Consider the following 11,751-nt stretch of genomic DNA (forward strand, 5'->3'; position numbering starts at 1 on the left):
CTGTCTTCAGAAGCGCGAGTTGTTCGACGAACGCATCGCCTTCCCCACCGCACTGCCATCTCCACCGCACCGCCTTCCCCACCGCTTGACACGGCGGCAACGTGAGGTGTCTGGCGAGCGCTGGCCCGCCGTTGCTGGTGCCGGCGTGGCCTATCGAAACGTGCGGATCGGGTTCCGGTCGGCGGTGGCGGGCAGGCGGGGGATGCCGTGTTCCCGCAGGGGCCCTACGTGCCAGCCGCGTGCCTGGCAGGTGTCGAGTATGCGCGGTAGGGCCCGGAGGGTGGTGCGCCAGGAGCCGGTGGCGGAGGTGCAGTCGGAGTCGTGGAGCAGGATGGTGCCGCCGCCGCGCAGATCCTGCAGGACGGTGTTCCGGACGGAGTGCGCGGTGGCGCGTTTGCGCCAGTCCTCGCCCCAGCAGGTCCACAGCACCGGGGTCAGCCCGAGGCGGCGGCAGGCAAGATGGGCGGCGGTGGTCATCACCCCGTACGGAGGCCGGAAGAGCGCTGGTGGTCGGCCGGTGACATCGGCCACGGCGTCGCCGGCACGGGCGATGTCGTCCCAGGTGGCGCGGGGGCCGCGGAGCAGCAGCGGGCGGTGGTGCCAACCGTGGACGGCGAGTTCGTGCCCGGCGGCGGCCATCTCCTCCGCCAGGCCGCGCGAGCGGAGCAGCATCGAACCGAGCAGGAAGAAGGTGGCGTGGATCCCGCGTGCCTCAAGAAGGCGGAGGAAGTGCGGGGTTGAGAGGTGGTCGGGTCCGTCGTCGAAGGTGAGAGCGACGTGGTCGGGGCGGCCCTGCCCGGCCAGGCGGGGCATGGCGGTGTTGCGCAGCGGACCGAAAGCCGAGACCACGGGGGCGGCGTGCAGGGCGGCAAGCCCCGGCAGGACCGTGGCCGAGGCGAGCAGCGCGGCGCGGGCCGGCGTCATCGGTCATCTCCGTCCAAGTAGTGGGCGACGGTGGTGAAGTGGGCGGGGGCCTTGGCGTACGCGTAGGTCAGTGGCGCGGCGACGCCCAGCGAGACGGTGGCCACTGCGGTGGTGGCGGCCAGGGCGAGCCGTCGCCTGCCCGGGTGGTGCACGGTGGGCGACGGTGCGGGGGGTGCGAGCCGGTGTCCGGCTCGGGCGGTGATGGCCGGTACCGGGCCGGAGGCGGCTCGGTGCAGGGCGACACCTGCCAGGCGTTGGCCCCTGCCTCGTGGCCCGTGCAGAAGCTCGGCGAGCACGGGGCGCAGGTCGTCGACGGTGCGGATCCAGGCCGCCAGGCCCGCCTCCTCCAGTGCCTGGGCATTGGCGCGGCCGTGGCCGGGGATGCAGCGGTAGCTGGCCACGGGTAGCCCGGAGGCGAACGCCTCCAGTGCGGTCAGCCCGCCGGCGTTTTGGACCAGTACGTCGCAGGCGTGCATCAGGCCGGGCATGTCGTCCACCCAGCCGAAGGCGTGTGCGATGCCGTCCTGTCGCAACTGCTCGACGAGAGACTGGTTGCGCCCGCACACCACCACCGGCACCGCGACCCCCGTCTCCTGTATCTCGGCGGCGGCCTGCCGCACCGCTCCGACGCCCCACGACCCGGCGACCAGCAAGGCCAGGGGCGCGTGTTCGGGGAGGCCGAACCGGGCCCGTGCGGCGGATCGTTGTCCGCCGACGACGGGGGCGAAGCGCGCATCGGTGACCGGGCCGACGACGGTGACGGCGGCGGCGCCCTGGGCGTGGGCCTGGGCCGCGGGTATCGGGTGCACGGCCAGGTGCGCGTCGATGCCCGGGGCGATCCAGAGGGCGTGGACGGAGAAGTCGGTCAGGAAGGTGTAGGCCGGCACCTTCAGCGCACCGCGCTGCCGCAGTGCGCCGAGGACCTGACTGGCCCCCGGGTAGGTCGAGATGACCGCCGTCGTGTCCGGCGGGAGTGCGGCAAGGGTGCGGTGTTCGGCACTACGGAACAGCGCCCGCCAGACCGCGCCGGGGCGCGAAGCGTGCTCCGTGGCCTGGTAGAGGCGTTGGTAGCGCTCCGGTGCCCGGGTCAGCAGTCGGTGGTAGGCGTCGCGCAGCAGCTTGCCCGTGCGAGCGGGGAGGAGGTCGAGGAAGTCGTACCGGTCCACCAGGAATCCCTGCGCGGCCAGCCGGGAGGTCAGCCCGTCCGCCGCCCCGTCGTGGCCCGCGCCGACGCTCGCGGAAATGACGACGACGCGGTGGCGGCCCGTCCCCTGCGGTCCTGCGGAGGGAGGCGGGCCCGGCAGCAGTTCGTCACGCTCGGGCATGAACGATCAGCCTCCTGGCGGAATGCGTGAAATGCATGGAGTGCACGGAATGCGGGGCGCGAGTTGGGTGCACTCCGGGCAGGCGGCACCGCGCGCAGGCCGAGGTCGGGCCTCGATGCGGATCCGGGCCATGGCTGATTGCGGCAGCGTCGAAGGCCGAAGCTACTACATGATGTAGAACTTGGGGAGTGGGTGCCCCGGGTGAGGGGGAGTGCGGGCTCGGGTGCCGCGCCGCTTACAGGTGGCGCTCTCCGTGTTCCCGTCGATCGTGATCCACGCAGTGCAGGCCCGGCCGAACCTCGTGGTCGGCCGGCCACGAGCGCGCGGTGTCGGCGTACGCCGCACACCGCGCCCACTGTGCGTTGTCCAGCATCCGGTCGTTGTCGGACGCGGCATTGGCCAGACTCGCGCAGCAGAGAACCAGCAGCAGCCCGCCCGCTGCGAAGGGCAGCCTCCGGCGGGCGGGAGGCGGGGACAGCAGGGCCTTCACCCGCTGCGGCACCGCCCCGCCGGTAGCGGCCAGCGCCGGGGGACGGGACGCGGCGGCGGAGGCGAGCGCGGCGCGAGCGACGGCATGGGCGACGACCCGGCGGTCGCCGACACGCGCCGCGGCTTCCTCGTCGGCCCACCGTTCCAAGACGAAATCACCTGCGGCGGCCAGCGGCCGCAGCAGCGGGTTCAGGGCCGCGGCAAGTCGCCAAAGGCCCTGGAAGAGGTGGTGGCGCCCGGCCAGATGTGCCCGCTCGTGTGCGAGCAGGGCCGCGCGTCCGTCGTCGTCCAGGCAGCGCAGCATCCCGCGGGACACCACGATCCGCCCGGGCGCCCCGGGCAGTGCGAAGGCCAGCGGGGCGTCGTCGTCGACGACGGCCAGCTCCGTCCGCCCGGGCAGGTCGGCGCACTCCTGTCGCGCCCGAACCAGGCGGCGAATATGGCGTACGGCGGCCACGCCCAACGAGACGATGCCCGTCGCCAGTGCCAGCGCGCTGCCGGCCGCGACGGCGAGGTAGACCGGGTCCTCGGCGCGCAGGACGGCCACGGACCAGTGGCCTTCCTTCGCGATCTGCGGAATCTGCGCCACGCCGGTGAAGGCCAGCAGGGCGAGCGATCCGGTCCAGCCGACCGCCGTGACGAGCGCAACGCAGACCAGTGCCCAGGCGGCCGGGCGCGGAGGCAGCCGACGTGCGACGGGGGGCGCGAGCGCCGCGAGTGCGGCGGTGACGAGGAACGGGACATAGACGCTGACCAGCACGGGGTCACCGATTCCTGGGGGAGCGCTCGCTCTCGGCGGGTGGTTCGCCGTGCCCGGACAGCAGCTGTTGCAGCAGGTGCTCGTCCTGCGCGGACAGCTCCGAGACGAAACGGGCCAGCACCGCCTCGCGGTCGGAGCCGCCCTCCAGCAGCGAGTGCATGCGTTGGGCGGTATGGGAGGCTTCGTCCCGGGCCGGCTCGTAGGCATACCCGCGGCCCTCGCGGTGCCGCACGAGCATGCCCTTGTCGTGCAGCCGCGACAGGATCGTCATGACGGTCGTGTAGGCCAGGTCGCCCGGCAGTCGTTCCTGCGTCTCGCGCGCAGTCAGCGGACCGCGAGCGGCCCAGAGCGTGGCGAGCACATCGCTCTCCAGCTCACCGCGCGCCCGCCTGCCGGATGCCTGGCGGGCCTCCTCGTCACTTCGGTCCACCGCTATCGCCTTCCTTCGCCATCCGTCCGCACAGGCTACTCGGCCACCTGCCGACCACGGCCGGTCTCCTGTGGTGATCAGCCTGTCTCCCCTGGTGATCAGGAGGTGGAACAGCCGCCCTCGCGGATGACCACAGCGGATGGCCACAGGCGCGGACGACTACAACCGGGGTGTTCTGTCCGGATCGAGAAGGCGAGTCCTCGTCGGATGACCGGCCTGCGAGCGCAGGCACCGCATGTCGGGCACGTCCGCCTTGCCACGAGCGGCGCGGAAACCCCGGTGGGCCGGTGCGCGGGAGGGAGACGTGGCCCACGCCCGTGTGGTGTGCTGGTCGGCCCGGCGGCTGTGCCTCCGTGTTCGGTCGGCCGACGACGTCATCGGCCGACGGCCGCGGCTCGACTCGCTGCACACCCGACAAAGGCGGTGCGGAAAATGTCGGGTGACCGGGAGCGGTGCCGCCGCACGATGAGGGCATGGACGACACGACCTTGGTATCCCGCTTCCTCCGCGACGGTTTCGTGAAGTTGGAGGGCGCCGTCGCGCCTCGCGTGGCCGCGGACTGCGCGCGGCTGCTGTGGCGAGAGACGGGCTGCGACCCGGACGATCCGGCGACGTGGACGCAGCCCGTGCACTGGGTGCCCGGCCTGGCGCAGGGGCCGTTCGCCGCCGCACCCAACTCCCCTTCCCTACATCGCGTGTACGACCTGCTCGTCGGCGCGGGACGCTGGGAGCCGCGCTACTCGCTGGGCACGTTCCCGCTGCGCTTTCCCCACCAGGAGGAGCCGGACGACGCGGGCTGGCACATCGAGGGGAGCTATCTGCCGGAGGGCGAGAGCTGGTACTTCACCAATCTGCGCTCCCGGGGGCGGGCGTTGCTGATGCTGTTCCTGTTCAGCGAGGTCGGTGAGGAGGACGCCCCGACCCGGATCCGGGTCGGCTCACACCTCGACGTGCCGAAGGTACTGGCGGAGTACGGGGAGGAGGGGGCGAGCGGGCTGACCCTTGCGCCCGATCTGGTGGCGGCGTCCGATCACCGGCCACTCGCCCTCGCCACCGGGGCCCCGGGCGACGTCTTCCTGTGCCATCCGTTCCTGGTGCACGCGGCGCAACCACACCATGGGGCGCGGCCGCGCTTCATGGCCCAGCCGCCGCTGATGCCGGCCACGCCGTACGAGCTGGAACGGGCTGACGGCGCGTACTCACCCGTGGAGATCGCGATCCGTCGAGGCCTGGGACAGGACACCCCTCTCAACCAAGCTGATCAGCGAGAACCAAGCGGTCGCGGTTGAGGTCTCGGCCGCTCGGCGTACGGCGTCACCGAACGCTCCTGCCGGTCCACCAGGTGTTGGCCGCGTCCAGGCAGGCTTCGGTGAAGGGCCGTTCGGGAGAAGCCCTGTTCCGGGGTGGGGGTTCAGCCGGGGTTCACAGGGGCGGGGCGTAGCCGCGGGTGCGGATGAGGTCGTGGGTGAGGTCGGTGAAGGCGTGGGTGGCGGCGCTTTGGTAGGCGTCGGTGCGGTGCAGGAGGGTGACGATGCGGGTGGGCAGGGGCGGGTCGAGGGGGATGGGGGTGAGGTGGGGGTGGTCGTGGGTGATGGCGTCGGGCAGGACGGTGGCGAGGGGGGTGCGTTGGACGATTTCGGTGAGGGCCTGGATGGAGTTGGCCTCGATCGTGATGCGGGGGGCGACCTGGTGGTGGGCGAAGTAGGCGTCGATGTGGCCGCGGGTGGCGAAGTCGCCGCTGAGCAGGGCGAGTTGCTCGTCCTTGAGGGCGCGGGCGGGTAGCGGTTCCGGCATCGCCCGGGCGCGCGGGGCGCCGGCGACGAGGCTGAGGGTCTCGGTGAACAGCGGCGTGGCGGTGATGCCGGGCAGGTGGGTGCCGGCGAAGGCGATGCCCAGGTCCAAGTCGTCGGCGAGCAGGGCGGCTTCGATGCGGTCCTGGGGCATCTCCGTCAGGGTGACGCTGACGCCGGGGTGGCGGGTGTGGAGCTCGGCGGTGAGCGGGCCGATCAGGTAGGCGGTGAAGGTGGGGGTTACGGCCAGGTGCAGGTGGCCGCGGGAGAGGTCCTGGACGTCGTGGACGGCGCGTTCGGCGGCGGCCAGGTCGCGCAGTGCGCGCCGGGCGTGGTCGGTGTAGACGGCGCCGGCGTCGGTGAGCCGTACCGTGCGGCCGGTGCGGTCCAGCAGCTGCACGCCCAGGGTCCGCTCCATCTGCTTGATCTGCTGGGAGAGCGTGGGCTGGGAGATGTGCAGCTCTTCGGCGGCGCGGGTGAAGTTGCCGTGTTCGGCCACGGCGAGCAGATAGCGCAGATGACGCAGTTCGAGAGCAGCCATGGGGCAACTATAGATGGCACTAATAGCCTCTATGGCTAATGACTCTTGGACACTATAGGCACAGGTCATGCATGGTGGATCTCACCAGCCCACAGGGGTCGATCACCACCCGAAGGGAGTGACCCATGCAGGACCTCGCCGAGGGCGTCGCCCGTTTCCAGAGGGACGTCTTCCCGGCCAGGGCGGAGCTCTTCGCGCATCTGGCCACGCATCACACCCCGCACACGCTGTTCATCGGCTGCTCCGACGCCCGCGTCGTGCCCGAGCTGATCACCGGCACCGAGCCGGGCGACCTGTTCGTCATCCGCACCGCCGGCAACCTGGTCCCCGCCTATACGCCCGAGGCCGACGGGGTCGCGGCGAGCATCGAGTACGCCGTCGCCGCGTTGGGCGTGCAGGACATCGTCGTCTGCGGTCACTCCGCGTGCGGCGCGATGACCGCCCTGGCCCAGGGCCACGACCTCAGCGGCGCCCCGGCGGTCGCCGCCTGGCTGCGGCACGCGGATGCCTCCCAGGCTCGCACCACCGCTGCCGGTGACGTTCCCGCCCTGGTGCGGCAGAACGTGCTCGCGCAGCTGGCGAACCTGGCCACCCACCCCTCGGTCGCCAAGGCCCTGGCGGAGGGGAAGGTCGCCCTGCACGGCTGGGTCTACGACATCCCCACCGGTCGCGTGGAGGACCTGACCGCCGCCGGCCCGGCGCTCGCGGTCTGACCCTCCCGGCTCTCGCTCCCAGCCCGCGACGACGACAGCGTGCCGGGAACCCGTGTCCACCCCACCCACCCGCCACTTCACCCCACCCCTGTTCGTGGAGTGGCACACCTGTGAAAAGGACGTACTGACCATGGTGCACGCCCAGTTCGAGCAGACCGCTCGTGAGGCCCTGGCCGCCAAGGCCGTGGAGGCCAAGACCCGCAAGAACCTCTCCTGGAAGCAGATCGCGGAGGCCGCCGGCCTGTCGGTGGCCTTCACCACCGCCGCCGTCCTCGGCCAGCACCCCCTGCCGCAGGACTCCGCGCAGGCCGTCGCCGAGCTGCTGGGCCTGGACGACGACGCGGTGATGCTGCTGCAGACCATCCCGGTCCGCGGCTCGATGCCGAACCGGATCCCGACCGACCCGACCATGTACCGCTTCTACGAGATGCTCCAGGTCTACGGCACGACCCTCAAGGCCCTGGTCCACGAGGAGTTCGGTGACGGCATCATCTCCGCGATCAACTTCAAGCTCGACGTGAAGAAGGTCGCCGACCCCGACGGCGGCGAGCGCGCCGTCATCACCCTGGACGGCAAGTACCTGCCGACCAAGCCCTTCTGACCGGCGCCGGTACGGCGTCGCAGACGGACGGCAACGGGGCGGGCCGGAAACAGTCTTCCGCCCCGCCCCGCCCTGTTCCCCGAACCCCGAGCAGCCGCCTGCCGCCGGGCTCGCATCCCCCTTCCCTCTTCTTTGGAGGACCTTTCATGGACTTCGTCCAGCGCACCATCGACATCGCCCGCCAGAACGTCGCCGAGGGCGGCCGCCCGTTCGCGACCGTCATCGTCAAGGACGGCAAGATCCTTGCCGAGAGCCCCAACAAGGTCGCCCAGACCAATGACCCCACCGCCCACGCGGAGATCCTCGCCACCCGCGAGGCATGCATGAAGCTGGGCACCGAGCACCTGACCGGCACCACCATCTACGTACTCGCCCACCCCTGCCCGATGTGCCTGGGCTCGCTGTACTACTGCTCGCCGGACGAGGTCGTCTTCCTCACCACCCGCGACGCCTACGAGCCCCACTACGTCGACGACCGCAAGTACTTCGAGCTGGACACCTTCTACGACGAGTTCGCCAAGCCCTGGCAGGACCGCCGGCTGCCGATGCGCTACGAGGAGCGCGCGGACGCCGTCGAGGTGTACCGGTTCTGGCAGGAACGCAACGGCGGCGAGCGCCGCGTCGCGGGCGTCCCGACCACCGGCTGAGGCCCCGGTGCCCGAGGCGATCGAGAAGGTGGCCCGACTCCGGCTCGACGAGGACCGGCAGCAAGGTCAACCCGTATCAATCGGACCGGCCCGTGCTGCAGCTGCACGCCGTCGAAGGCGAGCCGGCGAGTCTCGGGTTGCGCAGGCGGTGCTGTCGATCTGAGGCGACGAAGCTCGTCAAAGAGGGATCGGCACGTTTCCACCGATGGCTCGTGGTCCGCAGGTGGGCGCCGGTGATAGAGGGCGACGAAAAGCGCGCGCTCGACGATGTCCGTCTCGTCCCGACCTAGGAGGACGCTGCCCGGCAGCAGGTCAGCGGTCATATCTCCCGGATCCGCTGCCGCCACCACGCTGCTGCATGCCATGAACTCACCGATGCGGCCGATGGGTCGGGCAGGGTGCGACGGAGGAACTCCTCGTCGAGTCGGGTGACCATCCTGCGCAGCCCTCCCCGCGCCGCGGGCGGCAGTCGGCGGAGGGCGTCTTCGAGAGTGTCCCGGGCGTCTGCCGGGTCGCAACAGGGGCAGTCGCCCCAAGGCAAGTACAGGTACCGGCCGGGTCTCTGGAGGAAACTCTCGTACCGGTGCAGAGCCTCAGCAACAGCACCGGGCCAAAGGTGCCTGGCTTCGATCTGGTTGATGGCCGCCCGAGTGCGGCGGGGAATGCCGGGAATCTGGCGGACGGGACGGGTCGTGCTTCGGGCCGGCCACCGCTCAGCGCGGATGGCCCCGGGCGGCCTACGCGCCATCGGCCTTTCGGGTCTGTGTCATGACGCCCATCATGCCAGAGCTCACCGTCACAGCGCCGGCCGACCCCACCAAGCCGAACTGCGTTCCCGTGCCTGGCGCTTCCGCGTCCGAAGTGGCCGTCACGGAAGGCTTTAAGGGCACCCGGCCGACTGGCTCGCATCCCTGATCGGCCCTCGCGGACAGGAAGCCACGCAGGGACCGACCGGGCCCCAGGGCGAGCCGAGCCCCAGGGCACACGCGGTGAGCGGGTACCCCGGGGACCGACGGCCGGGTGCAATCTGTCAACGGCCATTCGGCCACCGAGGTCACGCTCCCCGCGGCCGACGTCCGCACGCCGGGTTCCTGCCGGGAGGACGGTCGCCACGGCCAGACGTGAGCCCGACGTTGCCATTTCCAACCCCGGGGCTGCAGACCCCAGTTGTGGTGTGCAGCAATTGGCAGGGCATAGTCGGGGAGGAGCAGCTATCGATCAGGGAGGAACCATGCGCATCGGGGTCTACCTCGCGCACCCGCGTCCAGGCAGCTTCAACCACGCGGTGTTCACTGTCGTCGTGGAAGAACTGCGCGACCGGGGGTGTCACGTACTCGCGCACGACCTCTACGCCGAGGGATTCGCCCCTGCGCTGACCGCCGACGAGACCGAGACGGTCCAGTCGGCCGCCCCCGCCCGTGACGCGCAGGTGGAGCTGCACCGGTCCGAGGTGGCCACCCTCGATGCCGTGGTGTTGGTCCATCCGAACTGGTGGGGCATGCCGCCCGCCGTCCTCACGGGCTGGGTGCAGCGCGTGCTCGCGCCCGGTGTCGCCTACAAGCTGGGCACCGCAGACGGGGAGCCCGCAGGGCTGCTGAAGGCCGGCCGGGCGCTCGTTCTGAACACCTCCGACACCCCCGCCGACCGCGAAGAGAGCGAGTTCGGCGACCCGCTGCAAAGGATCTGGGCGGCATGCGTCCTGCCGTACGTAGGTGTCGCCGACGTCCGCCGCACCGTCTTCCGCACGGTGACCGACTCGACCGACGAAATGCGCGCATCATGGCTGCGCCAGGCACGTCAGCAAGCCGCCGCGCTGCTGGTCTGAGACCGTGACGCACGCCCGTGGGCTGCCGGACGGGTGGCGCCGGGAGCCACGTACATTCGCGCGCTGCACAAAGGACAACGCCAATCCGCTGCCGCTCCAGGACCTCGTGATGCGCGAGGCGGACGACGTGGCGGACACGCCCCAGGCACGGGCGGTGCAGGGGTTGCCGCTGTTGTAGCCGCCGTGGCCCTCGCCCCCGCACCCCAGGGCGCCGCATGCCGAGAGATCGGCGGGCGCGATCGGCGGGCGCTTCACGCATGCCGACGAGACGCGTTGAGTTGCCCGCCTCGATTTTGGACTGTACTGTTCAAAACTCGCGTAAACGATAGACGGTAGACAGTGGAGGCATGAAGTGATGCGAGCGGAATCGACGGCGCTGAGCACGCGAGGCACCGTCGAGAACTTCCTGGCCCGGCTCGCCGCGGGAGACGTCGATGGCGTCGCGGCGCTCTTCGCCGAGCGAGTGGATTGGGACGTACCCGGCGCGGTCGAGGTCCCCTGGCTCGGCATCCGTGCGACGCGTGCCGAGGTCGCCGACTACTTCACCACGCACCCCACATACGTCACCAAGGAGGAATTCGTCGTCGAGCGGACCCTTGTGGATGGTGCGGAAGCGGCAGTCTCGGGCCGCTTCCGGAGCCGCGTCATACGTAACGGGGCGGCGATGGAGAGCTGGTTCGTGCTCCAACTGACCGTCCTGGAGGGCGAGATCACCCGCTACCGCTTCTACGAGGACAGCCTTGCTGTCGCCCGCGCATGGGCTGCGACCGCCACAGGGGCTGACGGTCGAGCCCGGGAGGCCCATAGCGGGACGACCGGCTGACGTACATCAGCCCGACAATCCCGGATGCCGCTCCGCCGGCCTCCGCGCGGACTGGTCCTGCCGGGCCTGGCTACCAGCCGACCTGGCCTGTGGAATCGAAGAGCCGTCCGCTGGGCCCGTCGATCGCCAGGGCGATCTGCGCGACCTTCGCGGCGCTCTGCGCTGGGGTGCTGATGCCGGTGTGGTTGTTGAGCGCGGTCGCGGTGAACCCCGGATCGACGGCGTTGACGCGGAAGCCGGGCAGAGCGCGGGCGTACTGGTAGGTGAGCATGTTCAACGCCGCCTTCGAGACCGGGTAGACCAGGCCCTGCAACCGGGATTCCATGCGCTCCGGGTCGTCGCTGATGGTGAACGATCCGCGGCCGCTCGTCACGTTCACGATGCGTGGACGCTGGGCCTTGTGCAGCAGAGGCAGCAGGGCGTGCGTCGTCCGGACGGCGCCGAGCAGGTTGATGTCCATGACCTCCGTGAAATCGTCCGCGGTGGTCTCCTCCACTGCCGGGCGGGTGCCACCGATGCCCGCATTGTTCACCAGTACGTCGAGCCTGCCCCACTCTGCCTCGATCGTTCGGGCCGCGGCGTCGACCTGCGACTGGTCTGCCACGTCCAGAGGCACGAACCGCACGTCGCCGACGGTCGACAACTCGCGTGCGGCAGCACGGCCCCGTTCCCCATCTCGGGCACCGAGATAGACCACCATGCCCGCAGCGGCGAGTTGCCGGGCCACCTCTCGCCCGATCCCTTGGTTCGCGCCCGTCACCACGGCTATGTCCGCAATCGTCATGCTCGACATGATCCTCTCAAGGTTCGTCTCATGGGAAGGCGGACGTCGAGGGTGAGGAATGCCCGGTGGATGTCGTCGCGGATCTCCCAGCGGATCCGC

The 11,751-nt window shown here is 70.9% G+C and carries 13 protein-coding genes; 7 read left to right on the forward strand and 6 right to left on the reverse strand.

The features are described 5' to 3' along the window. Positions 1-150 precede the first annotated feature (150 nt). From MOV08_RS36865 to MOV08_RS36880, 4 genes are all read right to left on the reverse strand, one after another. Positions 151-924: a polysaccharide deacetylase family protein gene (locus MOV08_RS36865; protein WP_275310506.1), complete on the reverse strand. Its 774-nt coding sequence runs from the start codon at positions 922-924 to the stop codon at positions 151-153. Next, entirely contained in the window at positions 921-2,249 is a 1,329-nt protein-coding gene (locus tag MOV08_RS36870) for an MGDG synthase family glycosyltransferase (RefSeq protein WP_275310507.1), read from the reverse strand. The genes MOV08_RS36865 and MOV08_RS36870 overlap by 4 nt, the downstream gene beginning before the upstream one ends. A gap of 235 nt (positions 2,250-2,484) precedes the next feature. Further along, positions 2,485-3,498 carry a M56 family metallopeptidase gene (locus tag MOV08_RS36875; protein WP_275310508.1) on the reverse strand — a complete coding sequence of 338 codons (1,014 nt, stop codon included), beginning with the start codon at positions 3,496-3,498 and terminating at the stop codon, positions 2,485-2,487. A gap of 4 nt (positions 3,499-3,502) precedes the next feature. Then, positions 3,503-3,928, reverse strand: a complete 426-nt coding sequence (locus MOV08_RS36880) for a BlaI/MecI/CopY family transcriptional regulator (RefSeq protein WP_052287116.1) — start codon at positions 3,926-3,928, stop codon at positions 3,503-3,505. A gap of 473 nt (positions 3,929-4,401) precedes the next feature. On the opposite strand from MOV08_RS36880, the gene MOV08_RS36885 reads away from it, so the two are divergent. Then, positions 4,402-5,217 carry a phytanoyl-CoA dioxygenase family protein gene (locus MOV08_RS36885; RefSeq protein ID WP_275310509.1) on the forward strand — a complete coding sequence of 272 codons (816 nt, stop codon included), beginning with the start codon at positions 4,402-4,404 and terminating at the stop codon, positions 5,215-5,217. 133 nt (positions 5,218-5,350) lie between these two features. Here the strand turns inward: MOV08_RS36885 and cynR are convergent, their stop codons facing one another. Further along, positions 5,351-6,259 carry a transcriptional regulator CynR gene (gene cynR / locus MOV08_RS36890; RefSeq protein ID WP_275310510.1) on the reverse strand — a complete coding sequence of 303 codons (909 nt, stop codon included), beginning with the start codon at positions 6,257-6,259 and terminating at the stop codon, positions 5,351-5,353. Between the two features lie 125 nt (positions 6,260-6,384). Between cynR and MOV08_RS36895 the strand changes: the two genes are divergently transcribed. The 6 genes from MOV08_RS36895 (at position 6,385) to MOV08_RS36920 (ending at position 10,868) form a co-directional block, all read left to right on the forward strand. Next, positions 6,385-6,972 (forward strand): carbonic anhydrase, encoded by a 588-nt coding sequence (locus MOV08_RS36895; RefSeq protein ID WP_039638599.1) that lies wholly within the window; start codon positions 6,385-6,387, stop codon positions 6,970-6,972. Between the two features lie 130 nt (positions 6,973-7,102). Beyond that, positions 7,103-7,573 carry a cyanase gene (gene cynS / locus MOV08_RS36900; protein WP_205362316.1) on the forward strand — a complete coding sequence of 157 codons (471 nt, stop codon included), beginning with the start codon at positions 7,103-7,105 and terminating at the stop codon, positions 7,571-7,573. 146 nt (positions 7,574-7,719) lie between these two features. Then, the gene (locus tag MOV08_RS36905) at positions 7,720-8,220 is read left to right on the forward strand and encodes a nucleoside deaminase (protein WP_275310511.1); all 501 of its coding nucleotides are present in this window, start codon (positions 7,720-7,722) and stop codon (positions 8,218-8,220) included. Between the two features lie 1,231 nt (positions 8,221-9,451). Further along, a complete protein-coding gene (locus tag MOV08_RS36910; RefSeq protein ID WP_275310512.1) occupies positions 9,452-10,045 on the forward strand; it encodes an NAD(P)H-dependent oxidoreductase in 594 nt (197 codons plus the stop codon). A 4-nt stretch (positions 10,046-10,049) separates the two neighbouring features. Continuing rightward, entirely contained in the window at positions 10,050-10,223 is a 174-nt protein-coding gene (locus MOV08_RS36915; protein WP_275310513.1) for a hypothetical protein, read from the forward strand. A 177-nt stretch (positions 10,224-10,400) separates the two neighbouring features. Continuing rightward, entirely contained in the window at positions 10,401-10,868 is a 468-nt protein-coding gene (locus MOV08_RS36920; RefSeq protein WP_078876038.1) for a nuclear transport factor 2 family protein, read from the forward strand. 70 nt (positions 10,869-10,938) lie between these two features. On the opposite strand, the gene MOV08_RS36925 is transcribed toward MOV08_RS36920, so the two are convergent. Then, a complete protein-coding gene (locus tag MOV08_RS36925; RefSeq protein ID WP_275310514.1) occupies positions 10,939-11,661 on the reverse strand; it encodes an SDR family NAD(P)-dependent oxidoreductase in 723 nt (240 codons plus the stop codon). Between the last annotated feature and the right edge of the window lie 90 nt (positions 11,662-11,751).

This window comes from Streptomyces yunnanensis (assembly GCF_029011865.1).
Classification (GTDB): domain Bacteria; phylum Actinomycetota; class Actinomycetes; order Streptomycetales; family Streptomycetaceae; genus Streptomyces; species Streptomyces yunnanensis.

Bases quoted from the DNA above. Each gene is read 5' to 3' on its own strand.
- MOV08_RS36865 (WP_275310506.1), bottom strand. From the start codon at position 924: ATGACGCCGGCCCGCGCCGCGCTGCTCGCCTCGGCCACGGTCCTGCCG.
- MOV08_RS36870 (WP_275310507.1), bottom strand. From the start codon at position 2,249: ATGCCCGAGCGTGACGAACTGCTGCCGGGCCCGCCTCCCTCCGCAGGA.
- MOV08_RS36885 (WP_275310509.1), top strand. From the start codon at position 4,402: ATGGACGACACGACCTTGGTATCCCGCTTCCTCCGCGACGGTTTCGTG.
- cynR (WP_275310510.1), bottom strand. From the start codon at position 6,259: ATGGCTGCTCTCGAACTGCGTCATCTGCGCTATCTGCTCGCCGTGGCC.
- MOV08_RS36895 (WP_039638599.1), top strand. From the start codon at position 6,385: ATGCAGGACCTCGCCGAGGGCGTCGCCCGTTTCCAGAGGGACGTCTTC.
- cynS (WP_205362316.1), top strand. From the start codon at position 7,103: ATGGTGCACGCCCAGTTCGAGCAGACCGCTCGTGAGGCCCTGGCCGCC.
- MOV08_RS36905 (WP_275310511.1), top strand. From the start codon at position 7,720: ATGGACTTCGTCCAGCGCACCATCGACATCGCCCGCCAGAACGTCGCC.
- MOV08_RS36910 (WP_275310512.1), top strand. From the start codon at position 9,452: ATGCGCATCGGGGTCTACCTCGCGCACCCGCGTCCAGGCAGCTTCAAC.
- MOV08_RS36920 (WP_078876038.1), top strand. From the start codon at position 10,401: ATGCGAGCGGAATCGACGGCGCTGAGCACGCGAGGCACCGTCGAGAAC.
- MOV08_RS36925 (WP_275310514.1), bottom strand. From the start codon at position 11,661: ATGTCGAGCATGACGATTGCGGACATAGCCGTGGTGACGGGCGCGAAC.